The sequence below is a fragment of the Variovorax sp. P5_A3 genome, from assembly GCF_056400665.1.
This window is the reverse complement of the sequence record NZ_JBFUKW010000011.1, coordinates 113,849-132,406: the sequence shown is the minus strand read 5'-3', so window position 1 is coordinate 132,406 and position 18,558 is coordinate 113,849. Positions and strand designations below refer to the sequence as shown.

Sequence of the window (18,558 nt, the reverse complement as noted above, 5' to 3'; positions counted from 1 at the left end):
GGAGTCCACCATGTTGCGTCGCGATTTGCTGAAGCTCGCTGTGCAGTCGGGGGCTGTGCTGCTGCCTGTCGGTCGATCCGCCATGGCGGCCGTGGGAGACGTCCGCGGCCCATCGCCGCCCCGACTGGTCGTGGTCTTTCTGCGCGGCGCGGTCGATGGCCTGAGCGTGGTCGTGCCGTATGCGGACGATGGCTATTACCGCGCGCGCTCTTCCATCGCGCTGCCACGTCCCGGCGCCGATGGCGGTGTGCTGGACCTCGACGGCCGCTTCGGCCTGCACCCGGCGCTGGCGCCCTTGATGCCGCTCTGGCAGGCCGGCCAACTCGGCTTCGTGCAGGCATCGGGATCGCCGGATGCCACGCGCTCGCATTTCGACGCCCAGGACTACATGGAGTCCGGCACACCGGGACGGAAGTCGACCGCAGACGGCTGGCTCAACCGCCTCCTGGGCACGTTGCCGGACGAGACCGATGGCCCGGCCGCTGCCACGCGCGCCATCAGCATGGGCCCGGTGTTGCCGCGCATCTACGCGGGCCGCAACACGGTCGCGAATGTCCCGCTCGGTGCGGCGGCGGGCAAGCCGACGCTGCTCGACCGCCCGCAGATCGCCAGCGCCTTCGGCCAGCTCTATGCCGGCGACGATGCCCTGTCGCGTGCCTACCAGGAATCCCGCAAGGCGCACCAGGAAGTGATGGTTTCGATCAACAAGGACAGCCTGGACCGCGAGATGCAGGCTGCCAACAACGGCGCGCCGCTGCCCAACGGCTTCCCGGACGATGCAACGCGCCTGGCTGCGCTGATGCGCAACGACCATCGCGTGCAACTCGCCTTCGTGGCCCTGGGCGGATGGGACACCCATGCCAACCAGGGCGCCGCGACAGGGCAACTCGCCAATCGCCTCGGGCCGCTGGGGAGGGGACTGCAGGTGCTGAGCACCCGGCTCGGACCCGTATGGAGCGACACCGTGGTCGTCGTCATGTCCGAGTTCGGCCGCACCGTTCACCAGAACGGCAACGGCGGCACCGACCATGGACACGGCAACGCGATGTGGCTGCTCGGCGGCAAGGTGGCCGGTGGCAAGGTCCACGGCCGCTGGCCCGGTCTGGACGCCAGCGCCCTGCATGAAGGTCGCGACCTGGCCGTGACCACCGATTTCAGGCAGGTGCTGGCGGCAGTGGCCGAGCGGCATCTGCGCCTGCCCGACGCGCGCCTGGGAGAGGTCTTCCCCGGCTTTGCCGCCGACCCTGCCGGGGCGAGGGATCTGATTCGCGCTTGATCCCGCCCGGCTCCTGGCGGATCAGCCCGCTGCCTTCACCTTCAGCCGCCATGCGTGCAGCAATGGCTCGGTGTAGCCGCTCGGCTGCTCGATGCCCTTGAAGACCAGGTCCTGCGCCGCCTTGTATGCGGCCGAAGTGTCGAAGTTGCCCGCCATGTTCCGGTAGAGCGAATCGCCGGCATTCTGCTGGTCCACGACGGCGGCCATGCGCTGGAAGGTCGCGTCGACCTGCTCCTTCGTCACGACGCCATGCAGCAGCCAGTTGGCGATGTGCTGGCTCGAGATGCGCAGCGTCGCGCGGTCTTCCATCAGCCCGATGTCGTGGATGTCCGGCACCTTCGAGCAGCCGACGCCCTGGTCGATCCAGCGCACCACGTAGCCCAGGATGCCCTGCACGTTGTTGTCCAGCTCCTGCTGGCGCTCGGCGTCGGTCCAGTTCACGTGCGCCGTGACCGGCACCTTGAGCAGGTCGTTCAGGATGTTGTCGCGCTCGGCGTTGGCGTCGATTTTCTCCAACTGCTTCTGCACATCGGCCACGCTCACCTGGTGATAGTGCAGCGCATGCAGCGTCGCGGCGGTGGGCGAAGGCACCCAGGCGGTGTTCGCGCCGGCCTTGGGATGGGCGATCTTCTGTTCGAGCATCGCGGCCATCAGGTCGGGCATGGCCCACATGCCCTTGCCGATCTGCGCCTTGCCGCGCAGGCCGCACGAGAGGCCGACCAGCACGTTGTTCTTCTCGTACGCCTGGATCCACGGCGTCGTCTTCATGTCGCCCTTGCGCAGCATCGCACCGGCGTACATCGCGGTGTGCATCTCGTCGCCGGTACGGTCCAGGAAGCCGGTGTTGATGAAGGCCACGCGCGCGGCGGCTTCGGCGATGCAGGCCTTGAGGTTCACACTGGTGCGGCGTTCCTCGTCCATGATGCCGAGCTTGACGGTGTTGGCGGGCAGGCCGAGCAGTTCCTCGACACGGCCGAACAGTGCGCTCGCAAACGCGACTTCGGCGGGGCCGTGCATCTTCGGCTTGACGATGTAGACGCTGCCGGTGCGCGAGTTGCCCTTGCGCTTCAGGTCGACGGTGGCGATGGTCGTGGTGATCACCGCGTCCATGATCCCTTCCGGAATCTCCTTGCCGCCCGCGTACAGGATGGCCGGATTGGTCATCAGGTGGCCGACATTGCGCACGAACATCAGCGAGCGGCCATGCAGCTTGACCGGCTTGCCGTCGGCGCCGGTGTATTCGCGGTCGGGGTTGAGACCGCGGGTGAAGGTCTTGCCGCCCTTGACGACTTCCTCGGTCAGCGTGCCCTGCAGGATGCCCAGCCAGTTCGAATAGGCGAGCACCTTGTCTTCGGCGTCGACCACGGCGACCGAGTCCTCGAGGTCGAGGATGGTCGAAAGCGCCGCTTCGAGCACGACGTCGCTGACGCCGGCCGCATCGCTCTTGCCGATGGCGGTGCTGCGATCGATCTGGATGTCGAGGTGGATGCCGTTGTGCTTGAGCAGCACCGACTTCGGCGCCGCTGCATCGCCCTGGTAGCCGATGAACTGCGACGGATCCTTGAGCTCCGTGCTGCTGCTCTGCAGCGCGATCACCAGCTTGCCGTGTTCGACCTTGTAGCCGGTCGCGTTCTTGTGCGAGCCGTTCTCCAGCGGAGCGGCCTGGTCGAGCACGTTGCGCGCGAACGCGATCACCTTCGCGCCGCGCACCGGGTTGTAGCCCTTGCCCTTGTCCGCGCCGCTGGTTTCGGGGATCGCGTCGGTGCCGTAGAGCGCGTCGTACAGCGAGCCCCAGCGTGCGTTTGCCGCATTGAGCGCGTAGCGCGCGTTGAGGATGGGAACCACCAGTTGCGGGCCGGCCTGCAGGGCGAGTTCGGCGTCGACATTGGACGTGGTGGTCTGCACGTCCTTCGGCTGCGGCAACAGGTAGCCGATCGATTCCAGGAAGGCGCGATAGGCCGGCATGTCGGCGATCGGGCCGGGGTGCGCCTTGTGCCACTTGTCCATCTCGCCCTGCAGGCGGTCGCGCTCGGCGAGCAGGGTGATGTTTTTCGGCGCGAACTCGCTGACGATGGCGTCGAAGCCCTTCCAGAAGGTGTCGCTGGCAACGCCGGTGGCGGGCAGGACCTTGTCCTCGATGAAGCGGTGGAGTTCGTCGGCGACCTGGAGGCCGTGAACGGTGGTGCGGGCGGTCATGGTTCTTTCTCCTTGAGAGGGTGCAGCCGAGGACTTTATTCGATACCTGGCTGGCGAGTAAGAGCCGAAAATGTGAATGATCAGTGACCAAATTGAAGGTAATCGAAGGCTCGAGCGCCATGACGACCGACCAATGGGCACAGGCCCCATTGGGCCATAGCGGTCGGTGTTTGCGTTCAACGGCGGCGCCAGTTCCGCCGCCTACCGGCAGGCGGGCCGGAAGCGGCGGACGGTCAGTCGTCCCACGCGTTCAGTGGCGAGAACTCGTCGTCGGTGAGTGCGAGGCGCAGCAGGCAGACGAGCGCGACGATGCCCAGCGTCGCCGCGGTCACCCAGATCCAGCGTTCGGAGTCGGCAAGCCGCTGCGAGATGTCGTCGCTCAGGCTGGCCAGTGCAGCGAGCGCCATGGCCACGATCGTGGCCAGCATGCAATCGAGCGTGAAGATGTCCCACGCCAGGTCCTTGGGAAAGGCGGACCGCATGCCCTTGGGATTGTTGTCAGTCATGGGCGCGAATCCGTTATCCGTTGTGCCTTGATGAGGTTGCGGATCTCGAAGACACGCTCGCCCGCGCGCTTGCCGATGCCGACCATGGCGTCGATCTGTGCGCTGAACGCCCGCTCCGTGTAGGCCTTCAGCTCGATGGACGCCTCGTTCCAGATCTTGCGCGCGAGGTCGGCGGTGGTGTCGCGGTCACCCTCCGGGATGATCCCGGACTCCTTCATGCGCTGAAGGGCTTCGCCGAGAAGCTCGCGCTGTTGCCGGACCATGGCCTGCAGGCGCTCGCCGGCGGCCTTGTTCGCGGCAAGCAACGCGTCGAGGTCGTCGCGCCGGACCGCCATGATGGCCCGCTCTTCAGGCTCGCTGCGATCGATGAGGTGAATCACATCAAATGACATGTCGATGGGGCGTTTCATGTGCAACTCCCTGAGTCACTGCCTCGTTGAAATCGTTCAAGCCGTGCCGCACGGAAGAGGTCAACTTTCGCTGCCCCGTACCGCTGGCGAGACGCGAATTTGCGGGATCGACAATGCAGTGTCCAGCGCGACGAATAACGCGCGCCGAGTCCGCTAGACCCAACCGCTGAGCCGCCGCGCCGCCGCCTGCACCGGCTTGATGTAGTGCTTGTCGTAGCGGTGCGTCGGCATGGTCAGCGTGACGGCCGCAGCCAAGGTGCCGTCGGCATGGAACACCGGTGCGGAGATGCCGGCGAGTTCGGCGGTGCGGTCGCCGACCAATGCACAGTAGCCTTGGGCGCGGATCTCAGCATAGAACTTGCGCTCCTTCGCACCGCGCGGGCGTTCGCTGTCCGGCCCGAAAGCGATCAGGATGCGCGCGCCGGCACCGCGGTCGGCCGGCAGCAGGTCACCGGCGCGCACGTGGTCGCGCACCAGGTGCGGCGAGTCGACGCGATAGAGGCACAGTCGTGCCCACGCGTCACCCTGTTGCTGGCGCACGTGGTACGCGGCGCTTTCTCCGGTGGCGACCACGAGATCGCGCAGCACCGGCATCACGATGGCGTCGAGCGAGAACGACGCGGCGTAGAGCGCATGCAGCCGGGCGATTTCCGTGCCGAGGGTGTAGCGGCCATCATCCTGCCGGCGGATCAGGCGCGCGTGTTCGAGCGAGGCGAGCAGGCGCAGCACCGTGCTCTTGTAGAGCTGCGTGCGCTCGGCAAACTGCGCCAGCGTCAGCGCATCGTCACCGGCCTGGAAAGCGGAGAGGAGACTCAGTGCGCGATCGACCGCGGCAGCGCCACCGGGCGCTGCATTCAGGTCGGACACCGATTCGGTTTGGGCTTTGCGTGGCATGGGCTGGACTTGACAGGGAGGGCGCGCGCCAGTCTAATTCTGTTTTACGGAATGTAGTTCTATAAGATAGAACTGTCAAACGCCGCCGCTCCAGGAGTCGATTCCCATGACAACCCCAGAAGTCCTCATCAGCGAGGTCGGCCCGCGCGACGGCCTGCAGTCGGTGAAGGCGACCATGCCCACGGCCGACAAGCTGCGCTGGATCGACGCGCTCCACAAGGCCGGCCTCCGCGAGATCGAGGTCGCTTCCTTCGTGCCTGCCAGGCTGCTGCCGCAGATGGCGGACGCTGCCGAGGTGGTTCGCCATGCCATCACGCTGCCGGGGCTGACCGTGATGGCGCTGGTGCCCAACCGCAGAGGCGCCGAAGCCGCGATCGCAGCGGGCGTGCAAAAGCTGACGATGCCGGTGTCCGCGAGCGTGGCACATTCGCTCGCCAACGTCCGCAAGACGCGCGAGGAGATGGTCGAGGAGGTCCGCGCCATCTCCGACCTGCGCCGCGAGATTGCGCCGCACATCAAGCTCGAAGCCGGCATCTCCACGGCCTTCGGCTGCACCATGCAAGGCGATGTGCCCGAGGACGAGGTCATCCGCCTCGCGGTGCAATGCGTGGCCGCGGGCGCCGACGAGTCAGGCCTGTCGGACACGGTGGGCTATGCCAATCCGGCGCAGGTCCATCGTCTCTTCAGGCGGCTGCGCGCGGAACTTGGCGACAAGGCGGGTGCCGCCCACATGCACAACACCCGCGGGCTCGGACTTGCCAACTGCCTGGCTGCCTACGAAGAAGGCGTTCGCACCTTCGATTCGTCGCTGGGCGGCCTGGGCGGCTGTCCGTATGCGCCGGGCGCGTCGGGCAACGTTGTCACCGAAGATCTCGTCTTCATGTTCGAGGCCATGGGTGTTTGCACCGGTATCGACATCAACCAACTCATCGCGGCCCGCGCGCCGCTCATTGCCGGCCTGCCGGGCGAACCCGTCTACGGCATGACGCCCGAGGCCGGGCTGCCCAAGGGCTTCGCGCAGGAAAACGCACATGTCTGACTCCGCACCATTGCCTTACGCGGGGATCCGCGTCGTCGAGTTCACCCACATGGTCATGGGCCCAACCTGCGGCATGCTGCTCGCGGACCTGGGCGCCGAGGTCATCAAGGTCGAGCCCATCGAAGGCGACAACACGCGGCGGCTGCTGGGCTCCGGCGCCGGCTTCTTCCCCACCTTCAACCGCAACAAGAAGAGCATTGCGCTCGACCTCAAGAAGCCCGAGGGCGTCGAGGCCGCGCTGCGCCTGATCGCGACCGCCGACATCGTGAGCGAGAACTTCAAGCCCGGCACGATGAAAAAGCTCGGGCTCGACTACGACCGCCTGCACAAGCTCAACCCCCGCCTCATCTACGTGAGCCACAAGGGTTTCCTCCCCGGCCCGTACGACCACCGCACCGCGCTCGACGAAGTGGTGCAGATGATGGGCGGCCTGGCCTACATGACCGGCCGTGCCGGCGATCCTCTGCGTGCCGGCACCAGCGTCAACGACATCATGGGCGGCATGTTCGGCGCCATCGGTGCGATGGCGGCGCTGCGCCAGCGCGAACTCACCGGCAAGGGCTGCGAGGTGCAGTCGGCGCTGTTCGAGAACAACATCTTCCTGGTGGCGCAGCACATGATGCAGTTCGCGGCCACCGGCAAGGCGGCCGACCCGATGCCGAGCCGCATCTCCGCGTGGGGCGTGTACGACGTGTTCACCGTCAAGGACGGCGAGCAGATCTTCCTGGCCGTCGTCAGCGACAGGCAGTGGGCCGTCTTCTGCAAGGCCTTCGGACTGGACGAGATGCTGGCCGATCCGCGCCTGAAGACCAACAACGACCGCGTGCTCTCGCGTGAATGGATGATGCCGATCCTGCGCTCGCACCTCGCGGATCACAGCGCAGCAGAACTGAGCGCCGTGTTCGAGAAGAACGAGCTGCCCTTCGCGCCCATCACCAAGCCGCAGGACCTGTTCGACGACCCGCACCTCAACGCGACCGGCGGTCTCGCGCCGATCCGCATGAACGACGGCAGCCAGTCGAAGGTGCCGCTGATGCCTTTCACGCTCGGCGGCGAACGGCCGGGCATCCGCCTGCAGCCGCCGCTGCTCGGGGAACACACGGATGCGCTGCTCAAGGAAGTGGGCTACAGCGACGCGCAGATCGCCGAACTCAAGGCGCAGCAGGCCGTGACCGGGGATTGAGGCTCAGGCGAGGTCCTCGTGCAGGCAGAGGATGTTGCCCTCGGTGTCCTCGAACCACGCGGCCTTCTCGGAGCCGAGCACGCACACGTGCTCGACGGTCTTCAGCCCGGGCAGGTCATAGTCGGCGAAGCGCACGCCGCGTTGTTCCAGTGCCTTCACGGCATCGCCGATGTGCTCGACACGAAAACTCAACGCCGTGTGTTCGGCCTTGGTGCCTTCAGGCTTGGGGAAGAGCGCGAGCTCGGTGCCGCCGCAGTGGTAGATGAACTTGCCGTCCGGTTTGGCGCCGAGCGGTTCCAAGCCCAGTGAATCCTCATAGAAGTGCCGCGCGCGGGCGAGATCCTTCACGGGAAGCATGCAGGTGACGCGACTGGAGGCAAGTGGGTTCACGATGGTGCTCCGGACAGTCCTGACGCACTCCTTGTAGGCCGATCGCGGCCCGCCCGCCATCCGTAGGAATGCCTATGCCGCCATCCGTCAGTGTCAGGCGCCGAGCAGCGGCATCACCCCGGCCTTGAAGCGGAACTGAGCCAGGGCGACCGCGGTTTTCGAGAATGCGCTACGCATAATCCCCGGCCATGGACCGCCTGAAGCAACTCGAATCCTTCGTCGCGATCGCCACGCGCGGCAGCCTCACGGCGGCGGCCAAGGCGGAGGGCGTGGCGCCGGCGATCATCGGCCGGCGGCTGGACGCGCTCGAAGAGCGGCTGGGCGTCAAGCTTCTGCTGCGCACCACGCGCCGGCTCTCGCTCACGCACGAGGGCAGCGCCTTCCTCGAGGACTGCCAGCGCTTGCTGGTCGAGCTTGCGAATGCGGAGGCCAGCGTGAGCGCGGGCGGCGTCAAGGCCAGCGGGCATCTGCGCGTGACCGCCCCGGCGGGTTTCGGCCGTCGGCACGTGGCGCCATTGGTGCCGCGCTTTCACGAACTCCATCCGGAGGTCACGATCTCGCTGAACCTGAGCGATCGGCTGGTCGACATGGCGGGCGAGAGCTTCGACTGCGCGGTGCGCGTCGGCGATCTGCCCGATTCATCGCTGGTGAGCCTGCGGCTTGCCGACAACCGGCGCCTCTGCGTCGCGACGCCCGAGTTCGTCCGCCGGCACGGCGCGCCGCGCCACCCGGGCGAACTGTCGCGCTTTGCCTGCCTCAGCCTGTCGAGCGACGCCTCGCAGACTCGTGGCTGGGCCTTTCGCGTGCCGGCCGGCGACGGCGAACACGAGGTGATTCACCTCAAGCCGACCGGTCCGCTCGACTGCTCCGACGGGCAGGTGCTGCACGACTGGTGCCTCGCCGGGCACGGCATCGCCTGGCGCAGCACCTGGGAGGTCGAGGCCGAGATCGACGCCGGCCTGCTGGTGCCCCTGCTCGACGAGTTCGCCGCACCGCCGAACGGCATCTACGCGGTCTTCCCGCAGCGCAAGCACCTGCCCTTGCGGGTGCGCCTGTGGCTCGATTTCCTGAAAGCGCAGTACGCACGCCCGGAGTTCTGGGGCGGCACAATCCTTGCGCTCCCGACAACGAAGGAAACCCCACGATGACGCTCGAAGCGATCCTTGCCTACCTGCACCTGCTGGCCATCCTCACGATGGTCGTCTTCATCGCGAGCGAGGCCGCGCTGTGCCGCGTGGAATGGCTCAACGCCGCGGTGGTCGAGCGGCTGGCGAAGGTCGACATGGTCTACGGCATCGCCGCGATCGCGGTGCTCGCCACGGGCGTGGCACGCACCTGGTGGGGCATCAAGGGTACGGCCTGGTACTGGACGAATCCTCTCTTGCACGTGAAGCTCACGCTCTTCATCATCGTGGGCGTGATCTCGATCTTTCCCACGCTCACCTACTTTCGCTGGCGCAAGGCGCTGCGGTCGAGCGGATCGCTGCCGGCCGAGGCCGAGATCCGCAAGACGCGCAAGCTGGTGATGATCCAGGCGCACATCATTGCCTTGATCCCGCTCGTCGCCGTGTTTCTGGCACGTGGCTTCGGCGCAAGGAGCTAGCCTCCCATGCGGCCGGCAAGCATCAAGGCACTGTTCGCCGGCACCATCTTCACCAGCGCCTTCCTGCTTTTCCTGGTCCAGCCGCTGATTGCCAAGCAGATCCTGCCGTGGTTCGGCGGGTCGGCGGCGGTGTGGTCGATCTGCATGGTCTTCTTCCAGGTCGTGCTGCTCGCGGGTTACGCGTACTCGGACTGGACCACGCGCCGGCTCGGTTCGCGGACACAAGCGAAGTTGCACGTCGGGCTGTTGCTGCTGAGCCTGGCCTTCCTTCCGATCGTGACCAGCGCGCGCTGGAAGCCGACCGGCGCCGAAGACCCCACGCTGTGGATTCTCGGACTGCTGCTCGGCACGATCGGCCTGCCGTACTTCCTGTTGTCGACCACGGGGCCGCTGGTCCAGTCGTGGGTCGCTCGGACTCCCTGGGGCGCACAGGTGTACCGGTACTTCTCCCTCTCCAACTTCGCGTCGCTCGCTTCGCTGCTGAGTTATCCGGTGCTGATCGAGCCGCGCAGCACGGTGGTGCAGCAGGCCTGGGGCTGGTCGCTGGCCTACGGTGTGTTCGTGGTGCTGTGCGCCATCACCACGCTGTACGTGGCGCGGTACTGGGCTGCGCCCGTGCCGCCTGACGGCGGCAAGCCGAACGTCGAGGCGACGCCGTTGACGCCGACGCCGACGAGAAGGCCGGGACTCGCCAATCACTTGATGTGGCTCGCCCTGCCGGCGCTGGGCTCATGGCTGTTGCTCGCGATCACGAACCACATCACGCAGAACGTCGCGGCCATCCCTTTCCTCTGGGTGCTGCCGCTGTCTGTCTACCTGCTGAGCTTCGTGCTGACCTTCGAGAGCGATCGCTGGTACCGCCGCGCGGTCTTCGTGCCGCTCGCGGCGGTGATGCTGGCGCTGTGCGCGTTCGGGCTGCAGGACAACCTGGGTTCCAACCTGCGGACGGCCCTGCCGATCTACGTCCTCGGCCTGTTCGCGCTGTGCATGTTCCTGCACGGCGAGATGGCGCAATTGCGGCCCGGCAGTGCCTACCTGACGCGCTTCTACCTGATGCTGTCGCTGGGCGGTGCGCTCGGCGGCGTCAGCGTCGGACTGATCGCGCCGCATGTGCTGCCCGCGTACTACGAACTCGGCGTCGGCCTCACGCTGTGCGCGCTGATCGCGGCCGTGCTCTGGCGGCAGCGGCGCGTCGGCATGGCGGCCTCGCTTGCGCTGGCGGGTGCCTGCGCGTGGTTCCTCGTCCTGCAGGTGGAAAGCGACGCAACGGGTGTGCGCCGCATGCAGCGCAACTTCTACGGCACGCTGGTCACGCTCGACATGTTGCGCGGCGACGCGAAGGACCGCGTACGCCAGATGTACCACGGCTCGGTCAAGCATGGCGAGCAGTACCTCGCCCCTGATCGTCGTCGCGAACCCACCACTTACTACGGGCCCAGTTCGGGCATCGGACTGGCCATCGCGGCGGCGCCGCCCGCGCCACGACATGTCGGCCTCATCGGACTGGGCGCCGGCACGCTGGCCACCTATGGACGGCGGGGTGACGTCTACCGCGTCTACGAAATCAATCCGGAAGTGTTCGAGCTGGCCGACGGCGAATTCAGCTTCCTCGCTGACAGCCCGGCCCGCATCGAACGCGTGCTCGGCGACGCCCGCCTGGCCCTGGAGCGCGAACCATCGCAGGCCTTCGACGTGCTCGCCGTCGATGCGTTCTCGGGCGATTCGGTGCCGATCCACCTGATCACGTCCGAGGCGATGGACGTGTACCTGCGGCACATGCGCCCGGAAGGCATCATCGCCTTCCACGTCACCAACAGATTTCTGGCACTCGCGCCGGTGGTGGAGAAGATCGCACTGGCCAAGGGCCTGCATGTCGCACTGGTCCACGACGAGCCAACCAACCCGGCCCTGCGCAACACCGACTGGGTACTGGTCGCCCGCGACCCCGCACGGCTGACCAGCGACGCCATCCGAATGGCCAGTTCAAAGATCAACCAGATCGCAGGCCTGGAGCCCTGGACCGACGACTACAACAACCTCTTCGGCGTCCTGAAATAGCCAGTCGCCAAGCCCGTGCAGCAAGGCCCTTTGATGAAACACCGCGGAACCGGCTCCGCCGGGCCGCCGGTGTTGCCCCCGGTAGGGGGGTGGGCGGCTACACGAAGTGAGCAAGCCTGGGGGCGAGCCAGCTAGCCCGCGGATTCGCACTTCTTCATGAAGCTGTTTTTTGCGGCACCGGCCAGCGGCTTGCCGTTCTTGTCGATCGCCTTCGAAGCGCAGGTCGACGCCGCAGCAGCCTTGGAGTCCTTCTCGCACTTCTTGACGAAACTGGTCTTGGCGGCGCCATTCAGCTTCTTGTCCGCGGCTTGCGCGTCACAGGCGGATTGCGCGTGTGCGGCGCCGAACGAGAGCGAGGCGCCCAGAGCCAGCAGGGAAAGGAGCTTTTTCATGATGGAGTGGTCCTTGAGGAAAGTTGTGACAGGTGTTCCCCCGCCCCGGGGCTGACCATCCTAACGGCCGACCTTCACAGTTGGATGACCTTCATTGACGATCGTTGAGGCGGGCGGTTTTGCCCCCGGTAAAATTCGCGAATGCTATTGGTCAAACAGGAGCTGCTCGCGGCGCTCGCGAACACGCTCGAATCCCTCTCGCCCGGCGCCGGCAGCAAAGCCGCGTTCGAGTCGCCCAAGGTCGCGGCGCATGGCGACTTCGCAAGCACGGCGGCCATGCAGCTCGCCAAGCCGCTCCAGCGCAAGCCGCGTGAACTGGCGGAAGAACTCAGTGCCGCATTGCAGGCGACTCCGGCGTTCGCCCAATGGGTCGATGCCATCGAGATCGCCGGCCCGGGCTTCCTCAACATCCGCCTGAAGACCGCCGCCAAGCAGCAGGTCGTGCGCGAAGTTCTGGCCGCCGGCGCCGACTTCGGCAAGCAGCCGGCGCATGACGAGCGCGTGCTGGTCGAGTTCGTCTCCGCCAATCCGACCGGGCCGCTGCACGTCGGCCACGGCCGCCAGGCCGCGCTCGGCGACGCCATCTGCAACCTGCTCGCGACGCAGGGCGACAGCGTCTGGCGCGAGTTCTATTACAACGACGCGGGCGTGCAGATCCAGACGCTCGCAAACAGCACGCAACTGCGCGCCAAGGGCTTCAAGCCGGGCGATGCCGAGTGGCCCGAGCAGGCCTACAACGGCGAATACATCGCCGACATCGCCGAGGACTTCAAGGCGAAGAAGACCGTCCGTTCCGACGACCGCGAGTACACGGCAAGCGGCGACGTCGACGACATCGATTCGATCCGCCAGTTCGCCGTCGCCTATCTGCGCCACGAGCAGGACCTGGACCTGAAGGCCTTCCAGGTCAAGTTCGACAACTACTACCTCGAGTCCAGCCTCTACACCAGCGGCCGCGTCGAGGCGACGGTGCAGAAACTGATCGACGCCGGCAAGACCTACGAGCAGGACGGCGCCCTGTGGCTGAAGTCGACCGAGTACGGCGACGACAAGGACCGCGTCATGCGCAAGGGCGACGGCACCTACACCTACTTCGTGCCCGATGTGGCCTACCACATCGCCAAGTGGGAGCGGGGGTTCCACAAGGTCGTCAACATCCAGGGCACCGACCACCACGGCACGATCGCACGCGTGCGCGCCGGCCTGCAGGCGGCAGGCGTCGGCATTCCGGCCGGCTATCCCGACTACGTGCTGCACACCATGGTGCGCGTGATGCGTGGCGGCGAAGAGGTCAAGATCAGCAAGCGCGCCGGCAGCTACGTCACGCTGCGCGACCTGATCGAGTGGACCAGCACCGATGCGGTGCGCTTCTTCCTGCTGAGCCGCAAGCCCGATACCGAATACACCTTCGACATCGACCTGGCGCTTGCGCAGAACAACGACAACCCCGTCTACTACGTGCAGTACGCCCATGCGCGCATCTGCTCCGTGCTGGCCGCCTGGGGCGGCGACGTCGCAACGCTCGAGAACGTGGATCTCTCGCCCTTGCAAAGTCCGGCCTCCCAGGCGCTGCTGCTGCAGCTCGCCAAGTACCCGGCCATGCTGACCGCGGCCGCGAAGGATTTCGCGCCGCACGACGTCACCTTCTACCTGCGCGAGCTCGCAGCCAGCTACCACAGCTACTACGACGCAGAGCGCATCCTGGTCGACGAGGAACCCGTGAAGCTGGCCCGCCTGGCGCTCGTCGCCGCCACTGCGCAGGTGCTGCACAATGGCCTCGCTGTTCTCGGCGTCAGCGCGCCGAGAAAGATGTGATTTCCACCTCCACCATGAAACAAAGACAAAGCGGCAACATCGTCATCGGGTTGATCATCGGCCTGGTGCTCGGGCTCGGCGTGGCGCTCGGTATCGCGGTCTACGTGACCAAGGTGCCGATCCCGTTCATGACCAAGACGCAGCGCGGCGGCGCCGAGCAGGACGAGGCCGAGGCACGCAAGAACCGCGACTGGGATCCGAATGCGCCGCTCGCGGGCAAGTCGGCTGCGCCGGCCCGTGGTGCGACGCCGGCACCGACCCCCGCCACGGCCGCAGCGTCTACGCAACCTGCGACCGTCGGTCCGCTCAATCCGCCATCCGCACCCGTTCCGGTCGTGGTCGCGCCCGGCGCTCGCGGCAGCGATACGCCGGCCACCACCACCACGCCGCCGCGCACGGCACGCACCGCGCCAGTTCCGGCCGAGGCCAATGCCACGCCGTCGAGCGATCCGCTGGGCGACCTCGCCAGGGCGCGCTCCGGCGCGAGCAGCAGCAGTTCGAGCGCCAGTACGGATCCCTTCATGTACTTCGTGCAGGCTGGCGCATTCCGCACGTCCGAGGACGCCGAGGCGCAGCGCGCCAAGCTGTCGCTCATGGGCGTCGAAGCCCGCGTGACCGAGCGCGAGCAGGCCGGCCGCACCGTCTATCGCGTGCGCGCAGGCCCATTCAACAAGAAGGACGATGCCGATCAACTCAAGGAGCGCCTCGACAGCGGCGGTCTCGAATCGGCCCTGGTCCGCGTCCAGCGCTGAACTTTCACTTATCTTTACTTCGCGCCCTCGGGGAACTCCACTCCGGAGCGCGGGCTCTTTCAGCCGATAGGAGAACCTCTTAATGAAACGTCGTGACTTTTCGCTGGCCGCCGCCTCGCTGGGCCTTCTTCCGCTCGTGGCCCCCTCGCACGCCCAGCAGCGCCCGCCCAAGGCCGGCACCGACTACATCGTGCTCGGCAAGCCCGCGCCGGTCGACACGCCGGCCGGCAAGGTCGAGGTGGTCGAATTCTTTTCGTACAACTGCCCGCACTGCGCGGCCTTCGAGCCGCAACTCGAAGCCTGGGTCAAGAAACTGCCCCCGTACGTCAACTTCAAGCGGATTCCGGTCCCCTTCGTCGGCAACGACACCGAAGCCAAGCAGCGTCTGTACTACACGCTCGAAGCGATGGGCAAGGTCGACGAGTACCAGCAGAAGATCTTCAACGCGATCCACAAGGAGCGCGTGCCGATGACCGGCGACGCGGCGATCCTCGCCTGGGTCGAGAAGCAGCCGGGGCTGGATGCCAAGAAGTTCGCCGAGCTGTTCAAGTCCTTCTCGGTCTCCGGCAAGGCCAAGCGCGCCGCGCAGCTCACCAGCGACTACCAGGTCGCCGGGGTTCCGGCGCTCGGCGTGGCCGGCCGCTGGTACGTGGACGGCGATACCGCCGGCTCGCTCGACCGTGCGCTGCAGGCCGTCGATTTCCTCATCGGCGAAGCCCGCAAGGGTTGAGCAAACGGGGTGGTCCGACCACCCGTCCGTCCGTGAAGCCCGCTTCGGCGGGCTTTTTTTGTCGGCGCCCGGCGAGACCGAATCCGTCGGCCGCATACAATGCGCAGCAAGTTTCGTGCCTCTATGATCTCGCCACCTTCCTCCCCCCTTCGCCATCTCGGTCGTGGACTGCTTGTTGCCCTGGCGCTGGCCGGGTTCGCATCGGGCGCGCACGCCGAGAAGGCCGATCGCGCCAAGCCGATGAACATCGAGGCGGATTCGATGCGTTACGACGATCTGAAGCAGACGAGCGTCTTCACGGGCAACGTGGTGGTGACCAAGGGCACGATCATCATCCGTGGCGACAAGATCGACGTCCGACAGGACCCCGAGGGCTACCAGTACGGCGTCGTGACCGCGGCGCCGGGCAAGCTGGCTTATTACAAGCAGAAGCGTGACTCGGGTCCCGACGAGTGGATCGAGGGCGAGGGCGAAGTCATCGAATACGACAGCCGTGCGGACAACGTGAAGTTCATCCGCCGCGCGGTGATGCGCCGACTGATCGGGGCGACGCCCAACGACGAGAGCAGCGGTCCGCTGATCGTCTACGACCAGAGCAACGACACCTTCACCGTCAACGGGTCCTCGCTGCCGCCCAATGCCGGCGTTGCGACCCAGCCGGGTGGTCGTGTCAAGGCGATCCTCACCCCCAAGGCCGCTCCAGCGGCACCCGCCGCCGGCGGAAAGCCGGCCGCCGCCGCGCCCGCCCCGGCCCCTGCGCCGGGCACCGGGTTGCGCGCCACCACCACCCTTGGCGGAGAGTCAAAGAAGTGATCGAAACCGCAGGCATGAGCGAGGGCGCAGGCGCTCCGGGCAGCCGCCTCGAGGCGCGTGGGCTTCAGAAGAGCTACGGCAGCCGCAAGGTTGTCAAGGATGTGACGCTGGGTGTGCAGAAGGGCGAAGTCGTCGGCCTGCTGGGGCCCAACGGCGCCGGCAAGACGACTTCGTTCTACATGATCGTCGGCCTGGTGCGCGCCGATGCCGGCGACATCACCATCGACGGCGAGCCGATCGCGCACATGCCGATCCATCGGCGCGCGCGCATGGGCCTGAGCTACCTGCCGCAGGAAGCATCGATCTTCCGCAAGCTCACGGTCGAGGAGAACGTCCGCGCCGTGCTCGAACTGCAGCGCGAGCCCGACGCCAACGGACGCCAGGTTTCGCTGTCGAAGCAGCGCACCGAGGAACTCCTCACCGAGTTGTTGGCCGACCTGCGCGTGGACCACCTGCGTGATTCCCCCGCGCTGTCCCTGTCGGGCGGCGAGCGTCGCCGCGTCGAGATCGCGCGCGCCCTGGCCACGCAGCCGCGCTTCATCCTGCTGGACGAGCCCTTCGCGGGCATCGACCCGATCGCGGTGATCGAGATCCAGCGGATCATCAATTTCCTGAAGGAACGTGGCATCGGCGTGTTGATCACCGACCACAACGTGCGTGAAACGTTGGGCATCTGCGATCACGCTTTCATCATCAGCGACGGGCATGTGCTGGCCCAGGGCACGCCGGCCGAGATCGTCGACAACGCCGAGGTGCGGCGCGTGTACCTCGGCGAACATTTCCGGATGTGAACATGTTGCTCGCCCCCAGGCTCCGCACTTCGTGCTCCGCCTACCCCCTGCCGGGGGCAGGCCGGCCGCTACGGGCGGCCGGGCGCGGCGGCCTTCTGGTCAAGAGGGTTTCACTATCTCCATGAAGCAGGGTTTGTCGCTGCGGGTTTCGCAGCATCTCGCGTTGACGCCTCAACTTCAGCAGTCGATCCGGCTGTTGCAGCTTTCCACGCTCGAGCTGACGCAGGAAGTCGAGCAGATGCTTGATGACAACCCATTCCTCGAGCGCACGGCCGAGGAGGCTACGCGCGAGGAGTTCGGGTTGGAGACGGCCGATACGCCGGTTCGCGATGACGATCGGTTTGCCGATGGGGAGGGCGATTTCACGCCCGGCCCGTCGGCGTCTGCGCCGGAAGTCGCCGTCGCGGCCACTGGCGACACCGAAGTCGCCACAGCCGACACCGCCGATGGCGAGCCCGACTGGGAAGGCGATGGCACGATCGACCTCGCGCCCGACGACAGCGAATGGGGCGGCGACGCCCCCGCGCGTGCCAACAACCTCGGCGACGACGAGCGCACGGACGCGACCGAACTCGCGCGCAGCCAGGAATCGCTGCAGTCCTTCCTGCACCGGCAGGCACTGGGATTGCGCCTGAGCGAAACCGATCGCGCGGCACTCCGTTTCCTGATCGAGTCGCTCAACGAAGACGGTTACCTCGAAGACTCGCTGCCCGCCCTGGCGTCCGGCCTCGCGGGCAACGACAACGACCAGTTCGACGACCTCGTGCACCACTTCCAGGTCGGGCTCGGCCTGCTGCAAAGCCTGGAGCCGTCCGGCGTGGGCGCGCGCAGCCTGGGCGAATGCCTGACCATCCAGCTGCGCGCCCTGGCCGACGAGGACGAGACCGATGACGAGGCACAGGTGCGCAAGACCGCCATCGCGATCTGCAAGCAACCGATGGAACTGCTCGCCCGTCGCGACTTCAAGCGCCTGGCCACGCTCACCCGCAGCAACGAAGAGGAAGTCCGCGCCGCCCTGCAGCTCATCGCGAAGCTGGAGCCCAAGCCCGGGCGCCGCTTCGTCGACGTGGAGCGCAACGTGGTCGTGCCCGACGTGATCGTCACGCGCGTCGGCAACGGCACCAACACCAAGTTCCGCGTGATGCTCAACCCCGAAGTCATGCCGCGCCTGCGCGTGCACGACATCTATGCCGGTGCGCTCAAGCAGCACAAGGGCGAGGGCAGCCAGGCGCTTTCGCAGCGCCTGCAGGAGGCGCGCTGGTTCATCAAGAACATCCAGCAGCGCTTCGACACCATCCTGCGCGTGTCGAACGCCATCGTCGAGCGGCAGAAGAGCTTCTTCGTGCACGGCGAACTCGCCATGCGTCCGCTGGTGCTGCGCGAGATCGCCGACGAACTCGGGTTGCACGAGTCCACCATCAGCCGCGTGACCACTGCCAAGTACATGGCGACGCCTTACGGCACGGTCGAGCTCAAATACTTCTTCGGCTCGGCGCTCGGCACGGAAACGGGCGGCAATGCGTCGAGCACGGCGGTGCGCGCGCTGATCAAGCAGTTCGTGAGTGCGGAAGACCTGAAGAAACCACTGTCCGACAGCCAGATTTCCGAGATGCTCAAGGAGCAGGGGATCGAATGCGCCCGGCGCACCGTCGCGAAATACCGCGAAGCGCTGCGCATCGCACCCGCGAATCTGCGCAAGGCGCTCTGAAG

Annotated in this window: 18 protein-coding genes; 12 read left to right on the top strand and 6 right to left on the bottom strand. The window is 66.7% G+C overall.

Features of this window, described 5'->3' with window-relative positions; all coding sequences use genetic code 11:
• Positions 1-10 precede the first annotated feature (10 nt).
• Positions 11-1,276 (top strand): DUF1501 domain-containing protein, encoded by a 1,266-nt coding sequence (locus AC1D3B_RS18940; RefSeq protein WP_478192201.1) that lies wholly within the window; start codon positions 11-13, stop codon positions 1,274-1,276.
• Between the two features lie 21 nt (positions 1,277-1,297).
• On the opposite strand, the gene AC1D3B_RS18935 is transcribed toward AC1D3B_RS18940, so the two are convergent.
• The 4 genes from AC1D3B_RS18935 to AC1D3B_RS18920 all read right to left on the bottom strand — a co-directional run bounded on the left by AC1D3B_RS18935 (position 1,298) and on the right by AC1D3B_RS18920 (position 5,282).
• Positions 1,298-3,472 (bottom strand): malate synthase G, encoded by a 2,175-nt coding sequence (locus AC1D3B_RS18935; protein ID WP_478192200.1) that lies wholly within the window; start codon positions 3,470-3,472, stop codon positions 1,298-1,300.
• A 233-nt stretch (positions 3,473-3,705) separates the two neighbouring features.
• Positions 3,706-3,978, bottom strand: coding sequence for a hypothetical protein (locus tag AC1D3B_RS18930; protein ID WP_478192199.1), 273 nt, complete (start codon positions 3,976-3,978; stop codon positions 3,706-3,708).
• Positions 3,975-4,388 carry a hypothetical protein gene (locus tag AC1D3B_RS18925; RefSeq protein WP_478192198.1) on the bottom strand — a complete coding sequence of 138 codons (414 nt, stop codon included), beginning with the start codon at positions 4,386-4,388 and terminating at the stop codon, positions 3,975-3,977. The genes AC1D3B_RS18930 and AC1D3B_RS18925 overlap by 4 nt, the downstream gene beginning before the upstream one ends.
• A 153-nt stretch (positions 4,389-4,541) precedes the next feature.
• Positions 4,542-5,282, bottom strand: coding sequence for an IclR family transcriptional regulator (locus tag AC1D3B_RS18920; RefSeq protein WP_478192197.1), 741 nt, complete (start codon positions 5,280-5,282; stop codon positions 4,542-4,544).
• A gap of 106 nt (positions 5,283-5,388) precedes the next feature.
• Here AC1D3B_RS18920 and AC1D3B_RS18915 point away from each other — a divergent pair, with 106 nt between their 5' ends.
• Both AC1D3B_RS18915 and AC1D3B_RS18910 read left to right on the top strand, forming a co-directional pair.
• On the top strand, positions 5,389-6,321 hold the full coding sequence (locus AC1D3B_RS18915) for a hydroxymethylglutaryl-CoA lyase (RefSeq protein WP_478192196.1): 933 nt from the start codon (positions 5,389-5,391) through the stop codon (positions 6,319-6,321).
• A complete protein-coding gene (locus tag AC1D3B_RS18910) occupies positions 6,314-7,504 on the top strand; it encodes a CaiB/BaiF CoA transferase family protein (RefSeq protein WP_478192195.1) in 1,191 nt (396 codons plus the stop codon). Before AC1D3B_RS18915 ends, AC1D3B_RS18910 begins: the two co-directional genes overlap by 8 nt.
• Positions 7,505-7,507: 3 nt before the next feature.
• On the opposite strand, the gene AC1D3B_RS18905 is transcribed toward AC1D3B_RS18910, so the two are convergent.
• A complete protein-coding gene (locus tag AC1D3B_RS18905) occupies positions 7,508-7,861 on the bottom strand; it encodes a VOC family protein (protein ID WP_478192245.1) in 354 nt (117 codons plus the stop codon).
• Positions 7,862-8,082: 221 nt separating this feature from the next.
• Here AC1D3B_RS18905 and AC1D3B_RS18900 point away from each other — a divergent pair, with 221 nt between their 5' ends.
• From AC1D3B_RS18900 to AC1D3B_RS18890, 3 genes are read left to right on the top strand one after another with little or no spacing between them, the layout of a single operon-like run.
• Positions 8,083-9,042: a LysR family transcriptional regulator gene (locus AC1D3B_RS18900; protein WP_478192194.1), complete on the top strand. Its 960-nt coding sequence runs from the start codon at positions 8,083-8,085 to the stop codon at positions 9,040-9,042.
• On the top strand, positions 9,039-9,497 hold the full coding sequence (locus AC1D3B_RS18895; protein ID WP_478192193.1) for a DUF2214 family protein: 459 nt from the start codon (positions 9,039-9,041) through the stop codon (positions 9,495-9,497). The genes AC1D3B_RS18900 and AC1D3B_RS18895 overlap by 4 nt, the downstream gene beginning before the upstream one ends.
• 6 nt (positions 9,498-9,503) lie before the next feature.
• A complete protein-coding gene (locus AC1D3B_RS18890; RefSeq protein WP_478192192.1) occupies positions 9,504-11,555 on the top strand; it encodes a fused MFS/spermidine synthase in 2,052 nt (683 codons plus the stop codon).
• 131 nt (positions 11,556-11,686) lie between these two features.
• Here AC1D3B_RS18890 and AC1D3B_RS18885 read toward each other — a convergent pair whose 3' ends face one another.
• Positions 11,687-11,947 (bottom strand): hypothetical protein, encoded by a 261-nt coding sequence (locus AC1D3B_RS18885; RefSeq protein WP_478192191.1) that lies wholly within the window; start codon positions 11,945-11,947, stop codon positions 11,687-11,689.
• A gap of 141 nt (positions 11,948-12,088) precedes the next feature.
• Here AC1D3B_RS18885 and argS point away from each other — a divergent pair, with 141 nt between their 5' ends.
• The 6 genes from argS (at position 12,089) to AC1D3B_RS18855 (ending at position 18,556) form a co-directional block, all read left to right on the top strand.
• Positions 12,089-13,762, top strand: coding sequence for an arginine--tRNA ligase (gene argS / locus AC1D3B_RS18880; RefSeq protein WP_478192190.1), 1,674 nt, complete (start codon positions 12,089-12,091; stop codon positions 13,760-13,762).
• Positions 13,763-13,776: 14 nt separating this feature from the next.
• Positions 13,777-14,514 (top strand): SPOR domain-containing protein, encoded by a 738-nt coding sequence (locus tag AC1D3B_RS18875; RefSeq protein WP_478192189.1) that lies wholly within the window; start codon positions 13,777-13,779, stop codon positions 14,512-14,514.
• An 82-nt stretch (positions 14,515-14,596) separates the two neighbouring features.
• Positions 14,597-15,244, top strand: a complete 648-nt coding sequence (locus tag AC1D3B_RS18870; protein ID WP_478192188.1) for a thiol:disulfide interchange protein DsbA/DsbL — start codon at positions 14,597-14,599, stop codon at positions 15,242-15,244.
• A gap of 123 nt (positions 15,245-15,367) precedes the next feature.
• Positions 15,368-16,057, top strand: coding sequence for a lipopolysaccharide transport periplasmic protein LptA (lptA, locus tag AC1D3B_RS18865; protein WP_478192187.1), 690 nt, complete (start codon positions 15,368-15,370; stop codon positions 16,055-16,057).
• The gene (gene lptB, locus AC1D3B_RS18860; RefSeq protein WP_478192186.1) at positions 16,054-16,848 is read left to right on the top strand and encodes an LPS export ABC transporter ATP-binding protein; all 795 of its coding nucleotides are present in this window, start codon (positions 16,054-16,056) and stop codon (positions 16,846-16,848) included. Before lptA ends, lptB begins: the two co-directional genes overlap by 4 nt.
• Before the next feature lie 121 nt (positions 16,849-16,969).
• A complete protein-coding gene (locus AC1D3B_RS18855; RefSeq protein WP_478192185.1) occupies positions 16,970-18,556 on the top strand; it encodes an RNA polymerase factor sigma-54 in 1,587 nt (528 codons plus the stop codon).
• The last annotated feature ends 2 nt before the right edge of the window (positions 18,557-18,558 follow it).